This is a genomic window from Sphaerisporangium sp. NPDC005289, from assembly GCF_040607455.1.
GTDB classification, from domain to species: Bacteria; Actinomycetota; Actinomycetes; order Streptosporangiales; family Streptosporangiaceae; genus Sphaerisporangium; species Sphaerisporangium rhizosphaerae.
The window spans coordinates 31,820-51,606 of sequence record NZ_JBEXGS010000028.1; the positions used below are offsets into that span (position 1 = coordinate 31,820).

General features: G+C 72.0%; 14 protein-coding genes. 1 reads left to right on the top strand and 13 read right to left on the bottom strand.

What is annotated here, in order from left to right; translation table 11 throughout:
- Positions 1 to 295: 295 nt before the first annotated feature.
- From ABZT47_RS34410 to ABZT47_RS34425, 4 genes are all read right to left on the bottom strand, one after another.
- Complete coding sequence (locus ABZT47_RS34410) at positions 296 to 1,099, bottom strand: TIGR03084 family metal-binding protein (protein ID WP_354851754.1); 804 nt, start codon at positions 1,097 to 1,099, stop codon at positions 296 to 298.
- Positions 1,100 to 1,220: 121 nt separating this feature from the next.
- On the bottom strand, positions 1,221 to 2,303 hold the full coding sequence (locus ABZT47_RS34415; RefSeq protein WP_354851756.1) for a carboxymuconolactone decarboxylase family protein: 1,083 nt from the start codon (positions 2,301 to 2,303) through the stop codon (positions 1,221 to 1,223).
- A gap of 34 nt (positions 2,304 to 2,337) precedes the next feature.
- Positions 2,338 to 3,993: a GMC family oxidoreductase gene (locus ABZT47_RS34420; RefSeq protein ID WP_354851758.1), complete on the bottom strand. Its 1,656-nt coding sequence runs from the start codon at positions 3,991 to 3,993 to the stop codon at positions 2,338 to 2,340.
- On the bottom strand, positions 3,990 to 4,520 hold the full coding sequence (locus ABZT47_RS34425; RefSeq protein ID WP_354851760.1) for a DUF5987 family protein: 531 nt from the start codon (positions 4,518 to 4,520) through the stop codon (positions 3,990 to 3,992). Before ABZT47_RS34425 ends, ABZT47_RS34420 begins: the two co-directional genes overlap by 4 nt.
- A gap of 452 nt (positions 4,521 to 4,972) precedes the next feature.
- Between ABZT47_RS34425 and ABZT47_RS34430 the strand changes: the two genes are divergently transcribed.
- Positions 4,973 to 5,701 (top strand): helix-turn-helix transcriptional regulator, encoded by a 729-nt coding sequence (locus tag ABZT47_RS34430; protein ID WP_354851762.1) that lies wholly within the window; start codon positions 4,973 to 4,975, stop codon positions 5,699 to 5,701.
- Positions 5,702 to 5,782: 81 nt separating this feature from the next.
- Here ABZT47_RS34430 and ABZT47_RS34435 read toward each other — a convergent pair whose 3' ends face one another.
- From ABZT47_RS34435 to ABZT47_RS34475, 9 genes are all read right to left on the bottom strand, one after another.
- Positions 5,783 to 7,189 (bottom strand): cytochrome P450, encoded by a 1,407-nt coding sequence (locus tag ABZT47_RS34435; protein WP_354851764.1) that lies wholly within the window; start codon positions 7,187 to 7,189, stop codon positions 5,783 to 5,785.
- Positions 7,186 to 7,725, bottom strand: a complete 540-nt coding sequence (locus tag ABZT47_RS34440; RefSeq protein WP_354851765.1) for a flavin reductase family protein — start codon at positions 7,723 to 7,725, stop codon at positions 7,186 to 7,188. The genes ABZT47_RS34435 and ABZT47_RS34440 overlap by 4 nt, the downstream gene beginning before the upstream one ends.
- Before the next feature lie 33 nt (positions 7,726 to 7,758).
- Complete coding sequence (locus ABZT47_RS34445) at positions 7,759 to 8,187, bottom strand: acyl-CoA thioesterase (RefSeq protein WP_354851767.1); 429 nt, start codon at positions 8,185 to 8,187, stop codon at positions 7,759 to 7,761.
- 76 nt (positions 8,188 to 8,263) lie between these two features.
- A complete protein-coding gene (locus ABZT47_RS34450) occupies positions 8,264 to 14,035 on the bottom strand; it encodes a type I polyketide synthase (RefSeq protein ID WP_354851769.1) in 5,772 nt (1,923 codons plus the stop codon).
- Entirely contained in the window at positions 14,032 to 15,039 is a 1,008-nt protein-coding gene (locus ABZT47_RS34455; protein ID WP_354851771.1) for an enediyne biosynthesis protein, read from the bottom strand. Before ABZT47_RS34455 ends, ABZT47_RS34450 begins: the two co-directional genes overlap by 4 nt.
- A 5-nt stretch (positions 15,040 to 15,044) precedes the next feature.
- Positions 15,045 to 17,012: a CRTAC1 family protein gene (locus ABZT47_RS34460; RefSeq protein ID WP_354851773.1), complete on the bottom strand. Its 1,968-nt coding sequence runs from the start codon at positions 17,010 to 17,012 to the stop codon at positions 15,045 to 15,047.
- Complete coding sequence (locus tag ABZT47_RS34465) at positions 17,009 to 17,989, bottom strand: DUF1702 family protein (protein ID WP_354851775.1); 981 nt, start codon at positions 17,987 to 17,989, stop codon at positions 17,009 to 17,011. Before ABZT47_RS34465 ends, ABZT47_RS34460 begins: the two co-directional genes overlap by 4 nt.
- A gap of 233 nt (positions 17,990 to 18,222) precedes the next feature.
- A complete protein-coding gene (locus tag ABZT47_RS34470; RefSeq protein ID WP_354851777.1) occupies positions 18,223 to 19,215 on the bottom strand; it encodes a DUF1702 family protein in 993 nt (330 codons plus the stop codon).
- Positions 19,216 to 19,472: 257 nt separating this feature from the next.
- On the bottom strand, positions 19,473 to 19,736 hold the full coding sequence (locus ABZT47_RS34475; RefSeq protein WP_354851779.1) for an acyl-CoA carboxylase subunit epsilon: 264 nt from the start codon (positions 19,734 to 19,736) through the stop codon (positions 19,473 to 19,475).
- Positions 19,737 to 19,787 lie beyond the last annotated feature (51 nt).

The following is a 19,787-nucleotide window of genomic DNA, read 5'->3' on the forward strand; positions in this document are numbered from 1 at the left end:
GAGAACCGTCCCGCATCACCAACTGTGCGCCATCAGGGCGCCGGAGAAGGCGGAGAAGGAAGGCAGCAAGTTGCCGACCGCGATCCATTTCCTGTCACCGTCCCACTGGCCCTCCGCACCGAAATGCCACCCGCGCCCGGCGGAAAAGGAAGACCCGCACAACGACCCCCATGACGTCCGAATGCGCGTCACGAAGAGAGGGAAGGCGAGGGGAATGCCAGGTGCTCGGAGAAACGGGCATGGGAAAGACCTCACCGGCGTCGTCCCGGTGAGGTCTTCTGTGGTCCCGCGAGCGCTACACGGCGGCGGGGGCGAATTGGCCGGCGGTGCGGCCGGTGCCCGCGGGGCCGCGGTAGCACTGGGCGATGTCCAGCCAGTGGTCGGCGTCGGGGCCGACGGCGGTGACGGCGAGGTCGTCGCGGTGGCGGCGCCGGGTGGCCAGCAGGCAGAAGTCCACGGCCGGGCCGGTGATGCGCTGCTCGGCGTCCTCGGGGCCGAAGGCCCACAGCTCGCCGGACGGGGCGGTGAGCTCCCAGCGGAACTCCACCGGCGGCGGGGTGAGCCCGCGCGCCTGGTAGCCGAAGTCCTTGGTCAGGATCGCGAAGATCACCAGGTGCTTGATGCGGTCGGTGCGCTCCAGGGTCGCCCCGACGGCGTCGGCGATGTCCTGTCCGTGGGCGAACTGCTCCATGATGCCCGCGCAGGTCAGGATGATCGGCGGCAGCGGGTTGACCAGCCACGGCACCACCTGGCCGGCGGGGACGCCCGCGAGCGCGTCGACGACGAACGCGCGCTCGGCGCGCCAGCGGGCCAGCAGCACCTCGGGGGTGTCGCCTGCGTAGTCGGCCAGCGCGGCGTTCACCGCGCCGTTGAAGTCGTGCTCGGCGCCCGCGGCGATGGCCTTGAACTTCTCGGGGTCGGCGGCCGCGGTGCCGGCGATGCGGAAGATGAACGCCAGGTGGGCGATCTGGTCGGCCACCGTCCATCCTTCGGCGGGGGTGGGCAGCCGCCACTGGTCGGGGGTGAGGCCGGCGACCAGGTCGTCGAGTTGCTCACCTTCCGCGGTCAGGTCTGCGAGCACGGCATCCAGTTCGGACACGTGTCTCTCCTCTCACTGGTCACTGGTGGGTGGTCGTCGGTCATGCCGGATCACCGTGCGCCGGTCCGGGTGAGGTGGCCGGTGACGGCCGTGCGGACGGCCGGCGCCGCCCGGTCGCCGGTCACGGCGAAGGGGACGGCGTCGTGGTGCGGAGCCAGGCGCCGACGCGGCGGGCCGCGGCGAAGCTCGCCCAGGACGTCAGCTCGACCAGGGCGCGGTCGCCGGGCGTCTCGGCGCGGAAGTCGGCGACGACCGAGGGGTCGATCTGGTAGGACGCCTTGGCGGTCAGCAGCGCGAGCCGGCCGGCCGGGCGCAGGCCGGCCGGCAGGGCGGACACGGCGGCGCCCGCCCAGGCGCGGCTCGGCCCGGGCGGCTCGCCGTCCCAGGCCGAAAGCTCCGCGGTCACCAGCTCGCGGACCGGCTCGGGCACCGAGTGGCGGCCGGCCCGGTCCATCGCGGCGGCGGCCCGCGCGAACGCGCCGGCGATGAACGCGGTGCCCTCCGCCCACGCCAGGTCGGCGGGCAGCGGCGCGGGAGGCAGCAGCACCAGCGACGCGCCCGGCGCGGCGGCCCTGCGGGCGGCCGGGCGCATGACCAGGCCGAACATCCGCATCAACGGGCCGCGCGCCCTGCGGGGCACCTGCGGCGGCAGCAGGGACTCGCCGAGGAAGACGTTGACCATGCGGTTGAGGTACTGGAAGGTCACCGCGACCGCGGCCAGCTCGCGGGTCCGCTCCGGCGGCTCGGGCGGGGCGTGCCCGGCGGCCCCGGCGCGGGTGCCGCCGGCGAGCGCCCACGCGGCCACCCGGCGCAGAGCCGGGTCGGCGATCGCCTCGGCGCGGGCGTCGGCGATCTCGCGCGCCGGCCCGCCCGCCACCAGGCCGTCCATGGTGGCGCGGTGCACGTCGACGCAGTAGGGGCAGGCGTTGGCGGCCGACACCGCGGTGGCGACCGCCTCCTTGACCGACCGTTCCACGGTCCCGGCGGCCAGGAGCGACTCGCGCAGGATCCCCCAGGCGGCGGCGAGCGGCTCGGGGGCGGGCGAGTGCAGGACGATCGGCGGAGCCAGCATGCCGAAGTCCCGCCCGGCCTGCGCGTACACGCGGGCGGTCAGGCCCTCGGCCGCGTCCGGGTGCACCGGCGTGACGTGCCGGATCTGCGCCAGCACCCCGGGCAGCGTCACCCGGGTCAGCAGCTTGCCCATCGCTCCCTCTCTCCGCCCGCCGGGACCCGCCCGTTCACCTGCGCATCAGTTCGGGGATGAGCGGGGCGGCGGCCTTGCGGGCGGCGACGCCGCCGTTGGGTGCCGGGGCGCCGTAGGTGACCTCGACGCCGCGCTCGCGGGCGGCGGCGACGATGCCGGGGATGGCGCGCTCGGCCAGGGCGGAGATGGTCATCGCCGGGTTGACGGTGAGCGCTCCGGGAACGGCCGAGCCGTCGGTGACGAAGATGCCGGGGTGTCCGCGCACCTCGTGGCGGTCGTCCAGCGCGGAGGTCGCCGGGTCGTCGCCGATGCGGCAGGACGACAGCGGGTGGACGGTGTAGGCGCCGACCACGTCGTTGGTCCACGCGGCGACCTCGGCCAGCCCGTCGCGCTCGAGGATGTCCTTGCACTCGGCGTCGGCCAGAGCCCAGGCGCGCAGCGTCTGCGGGGTCGGGTCGTAGCGCAGGCGGCCGACGCCGAGCATCTGCTGCGACAGCCGGTCGGCGTTGCCGCGGGCCGGCGGCGGGCCGAAGACGCCCTCGTTGTTGTCCTCGATCATCTGGAAGATGATCAGCCAGGAGCGCCAGCGCTTGAGCACTTCCTTCTTGTCCACGCCGAACCAGCTCACGCCCTCGGCGCCGGGGACCTGGGCGAGGATGGTGCCAAGGCCCGGCGGGAAGTAGAGCTGCTCCAGCGAGAAGCGCTCGAATTCGGGCAGCGAGCCGTCCAGGCGGTCCCAGTTGGCGACGACCGGCCCTCTGCCGATCTGGTTGGCCTCGTAGGCCAGGCCGTTGCCGCGCTCGAGGCCGAGGACGTCGCGCACCTTGTCCTCGTTGAGTATCGCGGTGTTGAGCCGCTCGCCGTTGCCGGAGAAGTACCGGCCGACCCCGTGCGGCATCGCGCCGAGGTGGGGCTCGCTGCGCTGGAGGATGACGGGGGTGGCGCCGGCCCCGGCCGCCAGGACGATGATCTTGGCGTCGATCGTGCCCTCGCCCGTGGTGAGCCGGTAGTCCTCGTCGTCGACGACCTGGTAGTGCACGCGGTAGCCGCCGTCGTCGGTGCGGGAGATGTGCTGCACCTCGTGCAGCGGGCGGATCTCGGCGCCGTGCGACAGCGCGGCGGGCAGGTAGGTGAACAGCAGCGACTTCTTGGCGTCGAAGCGGCACCCGGCCATCATCCAGTTGCAGTTCACGCACTGGGTCGGGTCGACGGCGACCGGCACCGGGTTGGCCGTGCGGCCGGCGTGGTCGCACGCCGCCGCCCACAGGCCGCCCGCGTAGGAGACGTCGTTCCACCCCTGCTGGTAGATCGGGATGGACTCCGCCACCCGGTCGTACCACGGCTCAAGGGTGTCGCGGCTGATGGCGGCGGGCCACATGCGCCGGCCGATGCTGCCGTGGCGCTCGAACACGAAGCGCGGCGCGCGGGGCATCGCGGCGAAGTACACGACGCTGCCGCCGCCCACGCAGTTGCCGCCGAGGATGCTCATGCCGTCGCCGACGACGAAGTCGAAGGCCCGGGTGTAGGACGAGCCGAGCTTGAAGTCCTGGTCGAAGTCCTTGCCGGTGAGCCACGGCCCCCGTTCGAGCACGACGACCTTGGCGCCGCCCGCGGCGAGGTGGTAGGCCGCGATCGCGCCGCCGAAGCCGCTGCCGACCACGAGGACGTCGGTGCGTTCGGTGCTGCTCATGCGGGGCTCCCTGAGGGGGTCGTGGCCGGGTGCAGGCGGGCCAGCGGCCGGCCGTAGGTGTACTCGTCGAACCGCCACAGGCCGTCGGGGCCGGGCTTCTCGATGCCCAGCGCGATCAGGCCGGGGTGCCCCTGGGCGAGCGCGTCGGCGGTGTGCATGTGCGCCGCCGAGTCGAAGGCCATGTTGCTGAACAGGGCCAGGCTGACCCACAGGGCCTTCTCGGGGTGGCCGGGTGTCGTCAGCTGCTGTACCAGGGCGGTGCGGTGCTCGAAGGGCAGCGCGACGAACGGCGGGACGGACTCGTCCAGGGTGAGGCCGTGCTCGGCGGCGTAGGCGCCGGCGTGGGCGTCGAGGGCGGAGGAGAAGCCGTCCAGGCTCTCGGACAGACCGGTCGCGTCCCACTCCAGCAGCTCGATGGCGCCGGCCTGCACCGCTCCGCCGCCCTCGGCGGCTCCGGCGATGGCCCGGTCGTCCGGCGAGCGCTTCTCGCCGGGGACGATCGTGTCCGCGAACGCTTCGAGCGTCATCGTCCTGGCGTCTTTCCCCTCGGGGGTTGGCGACGGCATACGGGTTCCCTTCGTCGGTCCCGGGCGACGGCTGACCAGTTCAACGTTCAGGCACTCCCGCCCCCGTCGCATCTTCTGAGTTGCTTTCACATTTCCTCCCCGCAGGGGCCCCGAAAAGTGGATATCTGCAGGCAGGGGGGGCTTAGGGGTTGTCGCAGAAGGTTACGGACGCCAATTCTGATGACATGGCCGAGTGCCGTCGATGCATCGTCGTCGAGCGTCGTCTTTCCCGGAAATTCACACGGTGACCGGGTGGGGTCCATTCACTGCAGTGAGGTGTGAGCAGATGACGGAGACTCTCGAGGACGAGTTCTCCCGTGGCGATTCGGGGTCTATTCCGGCAACACCTCCAATGCACGGGAGGAGCAATGGATAGCGCAATCGAACAAGCCGTCCTTCGTGTCGTCAGGAGCATGCACGAAAACCTCGGCGAGCCGCTGACCATCAATGACATGGCGCGTACGGCGATGTTCAGCAAGTTCCACTTCTCCCGCGTTTTCCAGCGGGTCACCGGATTGTCGCCCGGCCGTTTCCTGTCCGCGGTGCGGCTGCAGGAGGCAAAGCGACTGCTGGCCTCCACCTCGTTGACCGTCACCGACATCAGCCACCGGGTGGGGTACTCCAGTGTGGGGACCTTCAGCTCCCGGTTCACCAGCAGCGTCGGGGTCTCCCCGACCAAGTACCGCCAGCTCAAGATCGCCGCGCACGACACGCCGTTCGACGGCCTGGAGGAGCCGCCGGTGACCGAGCAGGTGACCACGACGATCAGAGGGGACATCTTCTCCCCGCTGGAGGACCAGCCGATCTTCGCCGGGCTGTTCCCCGACCGCATCCTCGAAGGCCGGCCCGTCCGCTTCACGGTCCTGCGCCGGCCGGGCCCGTACGTGCTGGAGGACGTCCCGCAGGGCGAGTGGCACGTGATGGCCCAGGCCATCGCGCCGGGCCGCGAGGACGCCCTGGACCACGCCCCCGGCGGGGACACCGCCGTCTGCATCGGCCGCCACGGCCCGATCACCGTCCGCCCCGGAACCCACACCAAGGTCGCCGACCTGTCGCTGCGCCCGATGCGCACCCTGGACCCGCCCGTGCTGCTCGCCCTGCGCGACCTGCTGCCGGTGCAGGTCCCCCAGCTGATCCACTGATCCACCGAGATCCGGTGACCGAGAGCCAGAGAAAGGCGGGCGCCCCCTCCAAGGGGTCGCCCGCCTTTCGTGCGTCCTCCGTCAGGCGGGGTGGACGGTCATCGGCAGGCCGCCCCGCACCCGCAGGGACAGCATGGGCTCGGCGACCACCTCGTGCCCGGGGAGCTGGGTGAGCCGCAGGTCGCGGGCGACCATGGCGATGACGAACGTGGCCTCCATCATCCCCAGGTGGTTGCCGACGCAGAACCGCGGACCGGCGCCGAAGGGGATGTAGGCGTACCGCGGCCGGTTCACCGGCCGGTCCGGGTCGAACCGCTCGGGGTCGAACCGGTCCGGCCGGTCCCAGAACGCCGGATGCCGGTGCAGCGTGTACGGGCTGATCAGCACGTCGGACCCGGCCGGCACGTGGTAGCCGCCGACCTCGTCGTCGCCCTGCGCCTCCCGGGGCAGCATCCACACCGGCGGGTAGAGCCGCATGACCTCCTCGACCACCATCGCGGTGTACCGCAGCCTGGTCAGGTCCTCGAAGACCGGCAGCCGGTCGCCGAGCACCTCGACCGCCTCGGCGCGCAACCGCTCGCGGACCTCGGGGTGCCGGTCGATGAGGTGGAAGGTCCAGGCCAGCGTGCTGGCCGTGGTCTCGTGCCCGGCGAGCAGCAGGGTGACCAGCTCGTCGCGCATGCGCTGCCTGCCGACGCGCGGGTCGGCCTCCTGCCGGGTGGAGCCGATCAGGCGGGAGACGACGTCGTCGCCGAGGCCCTCGGGGCGGGCCAGCCGGTCGGCGACCAGGTGGTCGACGATGCGCTGCAGCTCGGCGCGGGCGCGGCGGAAGCGCAGCTGCTTGGGCAGCGGCACCCACATCGGCACCTTGCTCAGCGTGATGAGCTCGAACATCGCCTGGTCCTGGACGGCCTCGAAGGAGTGGCCGATCGAGCTGAACGCGCCGAGGTCGGCGTCGAGCAGGGTGCGCCCGAGCACACCGAGACTGAGCCAGGTCATCTCCTGCACGACGTCGACCGGATCGCCGCCGGTGTGCGAGCGCAGTCGCTCCACCAGCCCGGCCGCCTCCGCGGCGATGACCTGGTCCATCCGGGAGATCCGCTTGTTCTGGAACACCGGCTGGATCATGCGGCGCTGTTTGCGCCACAGCTCGCCCTCGCTGGTCAGCAGGCCGTCGCCGATGGCGCGCCGTGCCTGGACCAGTCCCACGCCCTTGTGGTAGTTGCCGCTGTTGTCGGCCAGCACATGCTTGGCGTGGTCGGGATGGTTGAAGAAGTACAGAGTCTTCGGCCCGATGCGCAGCCTGGCCGCGTCCCCGTAGGTGGCGGCCAGGTTCATCAGCGCGAGCCGGTCGCCGGCGAGCTTCTTGAACAGCCCCGGCCCCGCCCACAGCGGGGGGCCCGGAGGCACCCGGCGGGCGGACGGCGCCCGCCCGGACGCCTCGCCGCCCTCGCGCGCCGGTCCGGCCTTGGGTCCGGTAAGGGTCACTGCGGCACCTCGCTCCAGTCGGGGCTCATCTGGCGCACCTTGCCCTTGAAGAAGAGCAGGCCGTCCCGGTCGGTCGGCTGCAGCAGGGTGATGACCCTGCCGATGAAGATGGTGTGGTCGCCGCCGTCGTAGGTGCGCCACACCTCGCACTCGAAGCTGGCGAGGGTGCCGGTGAGCAGCGGCGCGCCGGTCTCCTCGCCGGGAACCCAGTCGACCTTCTCGAACTGGGCCGCGCCCAGGGGACGCCAGCGGTTGGCGAAGTGCATCGCCTCGGGCTCCTGGTGCGCGGCCAGCACCGACACCCCGAAGTGGCCGGTGTCGGTGAGGCACTGGTGCATCATCGCGCCCCGGTCGACGCAGACCAGCAGCAGAGGCGGGTCGAGCGAGACCGAGGTGAAGGAGTTGGCGGTCATGGCGTGCGGGACGGCGCCGCCCGTCGTCACCACGGTGACGCCGGTGGCGAACGTCCCGAACGCGCGCCGCAGCGACTTCGCGTCCGCCACCGGGCGGGTCCGCGTGGATTGTTCGACGTTCACGCTGTCCTCCTGGCTGACTGTCGGGGGCCGCGCCTATGAGGCATACGGTTCGAGCGCCCGTGCCAAGGCGTCGGGGACCCTGGACGGGACCGTGCGGGTGTTGGGCCCGCGCATGCAGGCGATCCGCTGGCGGCCCCGGGCGATCAGCACCTCGGATCCGTCGGGGTCGAGCCGGACGTAGTCGAAGCTGAACTCGACCTGCGTCTGGGCGAGCTCCTGCAGCCGCATCCTGATGGACAGCTCGCTGAAGGCCGTGATCTCGGCGAAGAACTCGCAGTCGACCTTCAGCGTGAACAGCTTCAGGTCGTCCTGGAGGTCGGCGAGCACCTCCGGCGCCCGCTCCTTGAGGAACATCTCCCGGCAGCGTCCCTGCCAGCGCAGGTAGTTGACGTAGTAGACGTTCCCCACGATGTTGGTCTCTTCGAAGCCGACCGTGTGCAGGTATTCGTAGTACTTGCCCATCGGGCTAGGACCGCCCTTCCGTGTGGGACCGGGCCGCCCGGTGAGGGCGGCCCTTCCGCGCCGAAACCCCCATGCCCTACGACCGTCCCTCGGTGAGGACGGCGAACACGACCGGGCCGGGGGCGTCCCTGAGGGTCGTGACGAGCGTCGAGACGTGACCGCCTCCGCAGGCGAGCACCGCCCAGGCGCCCCGCACCTCGGGGGTGAGGGTGACCGGCGCGCTCGGCAGGACGCCGGCGGCGCGCAGTGCTCCCGCGGCGGCGAGCACCCGCGTCGCGGCCGTGTCGTACCCTTCGCCGGTCGCGGCGGCGAGCCGCTCGGCGAGGGGCGCGTGCGCGCCCAGCAGTTCGGCCCACTCCTGCGGGGTCCGCTCGGCGACCGGCTCGACGGCGGCGCCGGTCAGGCCCTCGGACACCACGGCCAGGGTGACCCCGGCGCCGTGGGCGGCCGAGAGCGTGCGCCCGCCGTCGATCTCGGGCCGCCCGTCGGCGCCCTGGCGGACCTCGGCGGCGCGCCCGAGGGCGCGTCCCGCGGCCACGGCCGTCAGATCGTCGTCGGCGCCGGACCACGGCTCGACGGCGACCGCGGCGCGGGTCCCGGTCAGGTCCTCCACCGTGCGCTCCAGGTAGGACCCGAGCAGCGGGGCGACCCACGGGCCACGGCCGTCCTTCTTGCGGACCGCCTGCAGGCGCAGGCCCTCCCACCGTTCGACGACCTCACCGGACGCGGTGCGCACGGCGATGTCGTAGATGTAGGTGTCGCCCTCGTGGAACCGCTCGGTCGCGCAGTAGCGCAGTTGCCCCGCGTCGGCCAGGGCCGCGCCGCCGGGCCAGATGCGCTCGATGCCCACCGGCAGCAGGGTGGCCTCGGGGACGCAGACCTGGTTGCCGTGCATGAGCGCGTCGCGCATGCCGGGGTCGCCGAGCAGCAGCTCGCCGGACAGGTACCCGGCGAACCAGTCGCGCGCGTCCACGGCGGCCACGTCGGCGTCGACGTGGCGGGCGGCGGCCCGGTGGTAGCGGCGCAGCCGGTGGAACCGGCCGCCCTGGAACAGCGTGTCGCCGTACATCTCGGTCGCCGGGTCGAGCGGGACGGCCGGCAGGCCCTCGCCGATCTGGGCCGGCGGCCCGTCCGGGGCGGCCTGATCGGTGTAGCGCAGCCGGGCGCGGAAGTGGTCGACCTCGTACCCGGTCTCCGCGCTGCGGATGGCCACCTGCACCGTGTCGTCCTCGACGACGGTCGCGGCGACGCGGACGGTGGTGCTGCCCTCCGGCGGCACGATGATCGGCCGCAGGAACTCGGCCTCCTCGATGACCGGAGCCCTCTGCTCGCCGGTGGCGGCGGAGGCGACCTGCGCCATGGCCTCCATGCCGAACACCGCCGGGAACAGCAGGTTGCCGTCCAGGAGGTGATCGGCCAGGTAGAGGTCGGTGCCCGCGCTCATCTCGGCCTCGGTGACGAGCTCGACGCCGTGGTAGCGGATGAGCGCCTTGTCGACGAAGCGCAGCAGCGGCAGCTCGGGCAGGTCGCGGCGGACGGTGTCGATGCCCTCGGTGCGCCCGCTGATCACCACGACCGGCGGGACGTCGGGGTCGGCGACGAGCCGCCGCATGATCCGCACGCCCTGGTCGGGGGCGATCGGGACGATGCCCTGGCGGGACAGGCCCTCGACGACCGAGAGCTTCTCGCCCATGCCGACCTCCGACCAGACCGACCACTCCATGCAGATGGCGCGGCAGCCCTCGTTCGCCTCCCCCACCTCGCGGGTGAGGCCGGCCATCCAGTCGTTGGCTGTGGAGTAGTGCGCCTCGCCGTGCAGCCCGGCGCGGCCGATGATGCTGCCGAAGGTCACCAGCAGGCGCAGCCGGCCCGGCTCGACGGCGTCCAGCACGTTGCGCAGGCCGTCGATCTTGGGGGCGAAGGTGCGCCGGAAGGCGGCCATGTCCAGCGTGGTCAGCCCGCTGGGCTCGTTGCGGCCGGCGCCGTGCAGCACGGCGGTGACCGGCCCGAGGGCGGCCTCCAGCTCGGCGATCCCGGCGCGCACCGCGGCGGCGTCGGTGACGTCGGCCCTGGCGTAGTGGACGGCGACCCCGGAGTCGGCCATCCTGCGCAGGTTGTCGCCGAGCTCGGCGTCGGCGGCCGGGTCCGAGCGGCCGAGGATGGCGAGCTTGGCCCCGCTGTCGGAGGCGACGGCCAGGGCGCACTCGGCGGTGATGCCCTTGCCTCCGCCGGTGACCAGCAGGACGTCGCCCTCGCCCAGCGGGTGCTCGGTGCGGGCCGGGCTCACCGGCATGGCCCGCAGGGTCGGCACCCGCCGCACGCCCTCGGCGTCGTAGAACGCCTCGGAGAAGCGCGTGGTGGCCGCCACCTCCTGCACGACCCAGCCGACCGCCTCGGGGGTCGCCGGCACGTGCGCGATGGTGGTGCGCAGGTGCGGGGCCTCCAGTTGCAGCGTCTTGGCCAGCCCGGCGGCGCCGCGGTCGTGCTCGACCAGGACGAACCGGGTGCCCGGGGCGGCGGCGACCGCCGACTTGGCGCCGAGCAGCGCCTGCTCCAGGTGTTCCTCCTGGCAGCCGGGCGGCAGCACCACCAGGATGCCGGAGCCGACCTTCCCGCGTTCGAGCGCCTCGCGCAGCGCCCCGGCGAGGGGTGCGTCCCCGGCCGTGTAGAGCTGCCAGGGGCCGTTCTCCTGCGGGGAGGTGCGCGCCGGGAGGGGAAGGACGTCCAGGTCGACGCTGAACGGCCGCGCCCAGGGCGCCGCGCCGGCCACCGCCGAGGCGGGGGCGGGCTGCTCGCCGTCGGCGCCGGCGACCAGCGCGTCCAGCGCCTCCGAAAGCTCGCGCAGGCTCGCGGTGGCGAGGTTGGTCGGGGCCTTGGAGGCGGGCACGCCGAGCCGCTGGGTGGCCTGGTCGATGATGTGCATGACGGTGACCGAGCTGAGGTGCAGCTCGTCCAGCGGCCTGCTGTCCTCGCCGACCATCTCCAGCGGCAGCTCGGCCCGCTCGGCGGCCAGGCGCCGCAGCAGGTCGATGCTCGACTCGCCGCCCTCGCCCACCGGCCCGGCGGTCTCGGAGGCGACCGGCGCCACCGGCTGGGCGACGCGCTGCTGGACGGTGCCGTTGATCTGCACCTTCGGCGCCTGCTCGGTCGGGTTCTGGAAGTAGGTGAACTCGGCGCCGACCTCCAGCGGCCGGACGAGCCGGCCGTGGAACAGTTCGTCGTGCACGATCGGCACGCCGGCGACGTACGCGGCGCCGGCGACCCTGAGCAGGCCGGTCAGCGACTCGTCGTCGGTGTCCAGCGCGAGCGCCGGCACCTCGGTCACCGACGCGGCCAGGCCGCTGAGCACCCGGCCGGGGCCGACCTCGACCAGCAGGTCCAGGTCCTTGGCCGCCGCCTCGACGGCCTGGGTGAACAGGACGGGGGCGGTGATCTGGTCGCGCAGCAGGGCGCGGACGTCGGTGTCGGGCTGGAGCGTCTCCCCGGTCACCGTGGAGACCACCGGACGGGCGACCGGGCCGAACTCCTCCTCGGCCAGGTAGGCGTCCAATGCCTCGGCGGCCGGCGCGACCAGCGGCGAGTGGAAGGCGTGGGACACCGCGAGCTTGGTCCACTTCAGCCCGGCGTCGGCGGCCTTGCGGCCGAACGCCTCGATGGCGTCGAGCGGACCGGCGATCACGGTCTGCTCCGGGCCGTTGTACCCGGCGATGACGACCGGCAGCTCGCCGGCCAGCTCGGTCACCGTGTCCGGCGTCGCGCGGACGCTGGCCATGGTGCCCGAGGCGCTGTGCTCGGTCATGGCCTTGCCGCGGACGCCGGCGACGCGCAGCAGGCCCTCCTCGTCCAGCGCCCCGGCCCAGTGCAGCGCCGAGATCTCGCCGAGGCTGTGCCCGACGGCGACGTCGGCCTCCACGCCGATCGTGGACAGGGCGCGCAGCCCGGCCATCGACCCGGTGACGATGCGCGGCTGGGCCACGGCCGTGGCGACCATGTCGCCGCTGGTCGGCAGCGCCGCCTGGAGGTAGATCTCCTCGACGTCGGGGAAGCGCCGGCGCAGCGCGCCGCCGCTGGTGCCCCGTCCCGACCCCTGCCCGGGGAACAGGAAGCCCACCCGGCCCGGCCCGTCGGCGTGGCCGAAGAAGGCCTTGCCCTCGGGGCTGAACAGGCGGGTCTCGCCCGCGTCCAGGGCTTCCAGCACGGTGCCCAGCCGCCGCTCGGCGTCCTCGGGAGAGGAGGCGATCACGGCGGCGCGGTAGGGCAGGTCGCGCAGGTCGCGCTGGAGGGTGGCGGCCAGGTCGGCGAGCTGGGCGTAGGACACCGTGATGACGAAGCCGGCCAGCTCGGCGACCCGCTCGCGCAGCGCCTCGGGCGAGGCGGCGTCGATGAGCAGCAGTTCGGCGTCCTGGAGCGAGGCGGCCAGGGTGCGGGTGCGCGTCGAGAGCGGCGCGCGCTTCCTCGGACCGGTCTTCTCCAGCACGACGTGGGTGTTGATGCCGCCGAAGCCCATGGCGGTGATGCCCGCGCGCACGGGGGCGCCGGCCGGCCAGGGCTCGGCCTTGCGCAGCGCGCGCAGCGTCGCCCCCTCGTCGGTCAGCACCTCGTGCGGCTCGACGCAGCCGATGGCCGGGGGCAGCACCTGCTCGTGCACGGCCATGGCGGCCTTGATGAGCCCGGCGACGCCGGCGGCGGCCTTGGCGTGGCCGATCATCCCCTTGATGGAGGTGACCGCCGCGCGGGTGGCCGAGGGGTCGGCCTCGGCCCTGGCCTCGGTGAGCGCCCGCAGCTCGGTGGCGTCGCCGACCGCGGTGCCGGTGCCGTGGCCCTCGAACAGCTCGACGGTCTCGATGCCGAACCCGGCCCGCTCGTAGGCACGCCTCAGCGCGAGCTTGTAGCCGCTGACCTCGGGCCGGGTCATGCCGCCCTTGCCGTCGGAGGAGATGCCGTACCCGGCGATCGTGGCGTAGACGCGGCGGCGGGCCTTGACGGCCTCCTCCTCGCGCATCAGCACGATCATGCCGCAGCCCTCACCCGGCCAGAAGCCGTTGGAGTGCCGGTCGTACAGGCGGAACTCGCTCTTGGCCAGGGCGCCGGTCTTGGCGAAGCCGACGATCTCGAACGGGTCGATGGAAAGGTCGACGCCGCCCGCGATGGCCACGTCGATGTCACCGTCCTGCAGCGCCTTGCAGGCCGTCGTGACCGACAGCAGCGAGGAGGAGCAGGCGCCGTCGACGATGTAGCCGCCGCCGTTGAGGTCGAAGTAGTTGCAGATGCGGCCGGCGATGGTGTTGGCCAGACCGCCGGCCAGGGTGTCCTCGTCGATGCCGGGGAAGGGCGCCTTGTAGGTGACCTCCAGGTCGGCGAGGAAGGTGGCGAGCCGGTCGTCGTCCCAGCCCTGCTCCTTGAGCTGGGCGGCGACGGTGCGCTTCACGTACGGCCAGCGCAGCCGCATCACGTTGGCGCGGGTGAACTCGCCGGTCAGGGTGTTGCCGACGACCACGCCGGTGCGCTCCCGCGGCAGTCCCTCCGCCGCGGGGAAGCCCGCGTCCGCCAGCGCCCGGCCCGCCGTGTCAAGGGCGAGCCAGTGCGTCAGATCGGTCGAGCGGTACGTGCTGCCGCCGATCTTGTAGCCGACGCGGTCGAACTCGTACCCCTCGATGACCGCCGCCGTGCGGGCGTAGAAGGTGTCCGGATGCGCCGGGTCGGCGTTCCAGTAGTCCTCCAGCCGCATCCGCACGTCGGGCAGTCTGCGGAAGGCACGGCGACCGGCGATGGCGTTCTCCCAGAGGTCTCTGGGCGACGCGGCGTCCGGGTATCGGCACGCCATGCCGACGATCGCGATCCTGGTCATACCGTGGCGACCTTCTTGTCCGGGGCGGGCACCTGGTCGACGGGGAACTCCGCCACCGCCTTGAGCGCCGCCTGGGCCTCGCGCTCGTCGCGCGCCTTGTGTACGAAGTGGGCCGCCCAGAAGAACCCGCCGCGGATGGCGCAGACGCCGGCCGTGGCGAAGAACAGGGCGTAGGAGATGTGGATCGCGGTCAGCAGTCCGTACAGCGCGGCGACGCTGCCGCCGAAGAGCACCTGCATGGCGGGCCTGGAGGGGCTGGTGCCAGGGTCGGTGATCATGTAGTTGCTGAACAGCACGAACGCGACGCCGGTCATCATGCCGAGCGCGGCGGGGATGGAGGTGCCGAAGATCAGCCCGCGCACGATCGACTGGAGCGCGAAGACGCCGACCCACCCCATGATCAACGGCATCCTGTTGGTCAGCTTGCCGTTCAGCATCGTGCCGCCGAGGATGATGATGCAGGGGATGATCCAGTCGAACCACGTGTCGGTGTGCTCGGTGAAGTGGTACGGCGGGGCGATGCTGGCCCAGGGGAACAGCAGCAGGATGACCGCGATGCCGAAGTTCGACGGGTTCATGTAGTGCCGCAGCCGGCCCTTGACCGGCGCCCGGAGCACCCACTTGGCGCCGACCGCGACGACGATGCCGAACAACAGCACCCAGATCTGGTCGTTGACATACGTAAGCATGTTCATCGCGAGGCTGGTGATGTGCGCCGGGTACAGGAACGTCATCAGGCCCTTGAAGCCGCCGCCCTTGAAGCGCGGCTGGCGTCCCTCGACCTTGGCGCCGATGATCTCAAGGCCGATCTCGGTGGCGTACCCGGTGGCCAGGGCGATGAACGGCCACAGCCAGGGCTGCTCGAAGCCCAGCACGGTGTAGCCGAAGATGTTGAAGACCGAAATCGAGATCGCGAAGTTGCGCAGCGCGGTGACGACCTTGGGGTCGTGGCGCGGCGGCGCGGCGGGCTTGGACTCGGCCGCGCTGGGCTTTGACTCAGCCATGTCGATCACTTCTCCTTGGCCTGCTGGCCGAGCTCGAGCGTGTGCCAGCCCGTGGCGAGCTGGAGGTCCTGGGCGTGTACCTGGCCGGTGCGGTCGCGCCACTTGACGTTCACCGTCAGCGGTCCGGTGACGTTCTGGCCGAGGCCGATGTGCACGTCGGTGGAACGCCGGCCGGAGTGGCCGCTGCTGCCGTCGACGCGGGCGACGTAGGTGCGCCCGTCGGCGGTCTTGACGCAGACCTGCGCGCCGGTGACCGGCGAGCCGGCCGCGGGGAGCGCGCCCGGGGAGGCGGGGGTGTCGCGGAACAGCTTCAGGCCGAGGTAGGCACCGGTGTCGGGGCTCTGGTTGGAGTAGAACACCGGCTCGTCCCACTGGCGGGCCACGGCGAAGTCCAGGCGGCCGTCGCCGTCGGCGTCACCGGTGGCGATGCCGCGGGTCGGCGTGGGGATCGCCAGGCCGAGTTCCTTGGCCATGTCGACGTAGCGGCCCGAGGGGCCCTTGACGAAGAAGTGCAGCGTCTGGTGCCCGCCGATGTCGTCGCCGGCGCGGGCGTTGGGCCACCAGAAGGGGTTCTGCAGGAGCTGGTCGTTGGCGGTGGCGAGCTCCTGGAGCTGCGGCCAGCGGTCGGTCTGTCCCTTGACGAACCCGGTGGCCTGCGCGATCTGCAGGTCGCCGCTGTTGTTGAAGTCCGCCATCTTGATGTCCCAGCCCCAGCCGGACCACGCGGTGCCCGACGGCGCGCTCACGTCCTTGAACGGCGCCACGCCCTCGCTCAGCTTCGCGGTCAGGTCCGCCTGGTCCTTGGCGGTGTTCATGTACTGGAAGTTGCTCTCCTCGATGCCCCACGAGGTGGTGATGTTGCTGACGAACATGTCGTACAGGCCGTCGTGGTTCAGGTCGCCGAAGTCGACGCCCATGCCCTTGAAGGAGTCGTTGCCGACCGTCTTGGACTTGGGGATGATCGGCGAACGGACGCCGGTGACCGGCGAGAGCTTGATGTGCCCGGGGGTGGACCGGTTGTAGAACATCCGGTCGGGGCCGAAGTCGTTGGCCAGGTACAGCTCGGGGAGCTGGTCGCCGTTCAGGTCGGTGGCCGCGGCGCCGAGCTCCCAGCCCTTGGAGGCCTCCTTCGACAGCACGTTGTCGACGCACTCGTAGGTGACCGAGGGGGTGGCGCCGGTGCTGGAGCCGGTCCAGCGGAAGAAGTAGTCCTCGCCGCCGTTGTGGCCGTCGGACATCGAGTGGTTCATGTGCACGCCGCCGTTGGCGTTCGGGTCCAGGACGGGGCTGTCGGCGAAATAGTTGCCGATGAAGATGTCGTCGTGGCCGTCGCCGTCGAAGTCGGCGACGGTGGCGGCGTTGGTGTTCCACTTCGGGCCGGTGTACTTGCCGTTGGTGGAGTTGGCGCCGGGCACCAGCTCGACGGCCTGGTAGGCGGCGGCGTCCAGCTTGGTCGCGCCCGGCTTGGCCAGGTACACGATCGGGGTGCGGCCCCACATGTAGACCAGCAGGTCGATGCGGCCGTCCTCGTTGTAGTCACCGGGGACGCAGCCCATCGGCGCCATCGTGTCGTTCATCGGCAGGCCGGCCGGGTTCAGGGCGAACGGCGCGTACCGGTTGCCGCGCGCGCCGGGCGTGGGCGTCACCACGGCCTGGTCGATGCGCGTGTCCACCAGGCACAGGTCGTTGGACAGCCCGTCGCCGTCGAGGTCGTTCATGGCGATGGCCGCGCCGACCGAGGAGATCCAGGCGTCGATGTGCGTGTAGTCCTTGTTCACCTTGCGGATCGTCTGCTGCGCGTAACCGCTGGGCAGCGCGATGGACAACGGCTTGAACGAGAACTTGCTCGCGATGGTCGCGGTCTCGGCCGCGGAGTAGGACGGCAGGCGGGCTATCGAGAAAACGCTCACGATCAGCACGAGAGCGACGATTCCCGGTAGCTGCCTGCGCAGCCAGCCAAGGGTCGCGGTCACCGGCTAACACCTCCAAGAGAGACAAATTGGTCGGCGATGCGCTGCCGCCACACCTCATAGGCCGGCACATCACCCTGAATCGGCTGGTCGGGACGTGACTCGTTGCTGATGCGCGCCGCCTGCTCGGGCGGGACGCCGCAGAACACGCGCGTGGCGATCTCGGTGGCGGGGACCACCAGGCCGGGCCGCACCCGCGCCTCGGCGGCGAACGCCGAGCCCTGCGCGAGCTGGGGACGGTACGGGCCGGCCAGCTCGGCGAACCTGCGCAGCTCGTCCTCCTCGGCGCCGCAGGCGTAGGTCGCGGCCAGGCCGGCGCCGGCGTACAGGTCGCCGCGCCGCTGCTCGGGGAACTTGGCGATCAGCGAGCTGACGACCTCGACGTCGGTTCCGCCGACGAACCACAGCGCCCGGCCGATGCCCTGGTCGATGACGCGGTTCGCGTACGCGGACGTGCCGTCCTTCGGCCACGGGAAGCGCGGGTCCTGGTACTGCTCGTGCACGTACTGCTGGGTGCGGAAGTAGGCCTGGTGGAAGCCGTATCCGTCCAGCGCCAGCCACCGCAGCAGCGGGTCGGGCGCGTGGATCTTCGACCACAGCACGCGGGGCAGTCGCGCCATGGCCCAGCCGACGCCGACGTAGATCAGGTAGACCTGGGCGTCGCCCCGGCCGGCCAGGCTGGCGGCGACCTTGCCGCTGGTCGCCAGCGGCGTGGCGTCGAGGATGGCGTAGGCCATGCCGGCGCCCTCGTAGGCGAAGCCGCGGAACCGCCGGGGGATCTGCTCCAGCCGCTCCTCCGCCTCGGCCGGCGTACGGGCCTCTGCCGCGTAGGCGTAGCCGGTGAGGAACATCTCGCCGACCGTTTCGAGCAGATCGCGGGCTTCGGCGTTCTTCACATGGAAACCACGCGTCGCGAGTTTCGTCTCGGAGATGTTCGGCGTGATAATTCGTCGCCTCAATGATCTCAGAAGGCTGGCCAATTCCCTCTCCCTCCCCCGGGGGTTTCCCTGCTCCGCGGGATAATCTGTGGTTAAATGTAGCCATATCGGGCTACTTCGGGTCCACTTCAAACGTGCTCACTCGACGTGGCACCATTTCCGTTTCCCGGGCATGCGGAAATGACCTCCGCACCCTTATGGGGTCTGATCCCGCGCATGCGGGAATGACCTTTTCCGCCGGCCGGCGCCGGCGGAAAAGGAGACGACGGCGGCGGTCAGCCTGGGATGCGCTCGCCGGCGGTGACGAAGTGCGCGCGCACCGCGCGCCGCCACAGCTCGTAGGCCGGCACGGCGCCGGGGCCCGCCTCCACCGCTGTGGCGTCGGCCAGCGCGACGGCGGCCTCCATCGACAGCTCGGCCAGCACCGAGGTGGCCGCCTCGGTGTGCTCGGGCACGAAGCCGGAGAAGTCACGCGCCTTGGCGGCGAAGACCACGCCCTGGGCCAGCTCGGGCCGGTACTCTCCCGCGGCGTGGCGCAGCGCGGCCAGTCCCTCGGGCGTCGAGCCGCCGGCGAAGGTCGCGGCCAGTCCGACGCCGCTCCACAGGTCGGCCCGCCGGTGGGCCGCGAAGCCCTCGACGCGGGACGCGATGCCGGGGACGTTGCCGCCGTGGATGAACCACAGGGCGCGGCCGATGCCCTGGTCGACGGCCCGCAGGAAGTACTCGGGGTCGCCCTCCCAGGCGTACGGCGCGGGCACCCGCTGCTGGTCCACCCAGCGGGGGGTCTCGAAGTAGGCGCGGTCGAACCCGTAGCCGTCGACGGCCAGCCAGCTCATCGTGGGGTAGTACGCCGAGCCGCTGAGGTCGGGCATGACCTTCTTCCACAGCGGCCGGGGCAGGCGGGCCATGGCGAAGCCGATGCCGATGTAGGTGAGGAAGATGTGCGGCTGCCCGGGGCCGAGCAGCAGGTCGCGGGTGCGGTGGCCGCGCCCGCCGGCCATGGCGTCCAGCACGGTGAACGCCATCGTCGCGCCCTCGTAGGCGAACCCCCGGTGCTCCTGGTCGACCAGTTCGAGGCGGCGCTCGACCTCCCACTGGTCGCGCGCGTCGATCCCCCATTCGAACCCGCAGATCACCGCCCGCGGGATGGCCTCCAGCCGTCGCGTCGCCTCCGACGGGACGGCTGGAAAGCCGCGCACGCCGAATGTCACGTCGGCCAGCGACGGCGTCAGCACGAGCCTGCGCAATGAACCGAACAGGGTAGGCATAATGCTCCTCGTCTTCGCCGTCAGCCGATGACGGTTCCTCACCTTCAGCTGGACCATTTAATGGTGATATGCGAAGGAGTTTCGCGACATCTCCCGTATTGCGAAGCTAAGTCATGATCTGTAATGGCCTGCCTTACGGGCGCGGGCGAAGATCCTCCGGCAGGCCGTCCCGGCGACCCGGTAGGCGGTGCGAGGCACCGGAAAAGCAGCGAGCCCCCGCGAATGCGGGGGCTCGCGAGCGAGTATGTCGAAAGCGGTCAGCCGGCCCAGCCGCTGACCCGCCAGGCCGCGGCACTGGCGCTCGGAGCCGACGGCTTGCGCGCCGTGCGCGATCCGTCCAGCCACGCCGAGACGGTCTCCGGCGCGTGGCCGGCGTCGGCGGCGCCGCCCTGCGACGGGTGTGCGCCGGAGTCCCCGCCGGTCCGCGAGGCGGCGCGCGCGCTGAGCACCGTGATCAGCGCGGCCAGCTCCTCGGCCGTCGGGTTGCCGCGTACCACCTTCAGGTAGAAGCCCTGCGTCACAGTCGCCGCCCTCCCGGCTCGGATGACCCGCTCTCCCAGCCTCACTCCCAC

Excerpts from the sequence above, each read along its gene's own strand:
- ABZT47_RS34415 (WP_354851756.1), bottom strand. The coding sequence starts at position 2,303 with ATGGGCAAGCTGCTGACCCGGGTGACGCTGCCCGGGGTGCTGGCGCAG.
- ABZT47_RS34420 (WP_354851758.1), bottom strand. The coding sequence starts at position 3,993 with ATGAGCAGCACCGAACGCACCGACGTCCTCGTGGTCGGCAGCGGCTTC.
- ABZT47_RS34425 (WP_354851760.1), bottom strand. The coding sequence starts at position 4,520 with ATGACGCTCGAAGCGTTCGCGGACACGATCGTCCCCGGCGAGAAGCGC.
- ABZT47_RS34430 (WP_354851762.1), top strand. The coding sequence starts at position 4,973 with ATGCACGAAAACCTCGGCGAGCCGCTGACCATCAATGACATGGCGCGT.
- ABZT47_RS34445 (WP_354851767.1), bottom strand. The coding sequence starts at position 8,187 with ATGGGCAAGTACTACGAATACCTGCACACGGTCGGCTTCGAAGAGACC.
- ABZT47_RS34450 (WP_354851769.1), bottom strand. The coding sequence starts at position 14,035 with ATGACCAGGATCGCGATCGTCGGCATGGCGTGCCGATACCCGGACGCC.
- ABZT47_RS34455 (WP_354851771.1), bottom strand. The coding sequence starts at position 15,039 with ATGGCTGAGTCAAAGCCCAGCGCGGCCGAGTCCAAGCCCGCCGCGCCG.
- ABZT47_RS34470 (WP_354851777.1), bottom strand. The coding sequence starts at position 19,215 with ATGCCTACCCTGTTCGGTTCATTGCGCAGGCTCGTGCTGACGCCGTCG.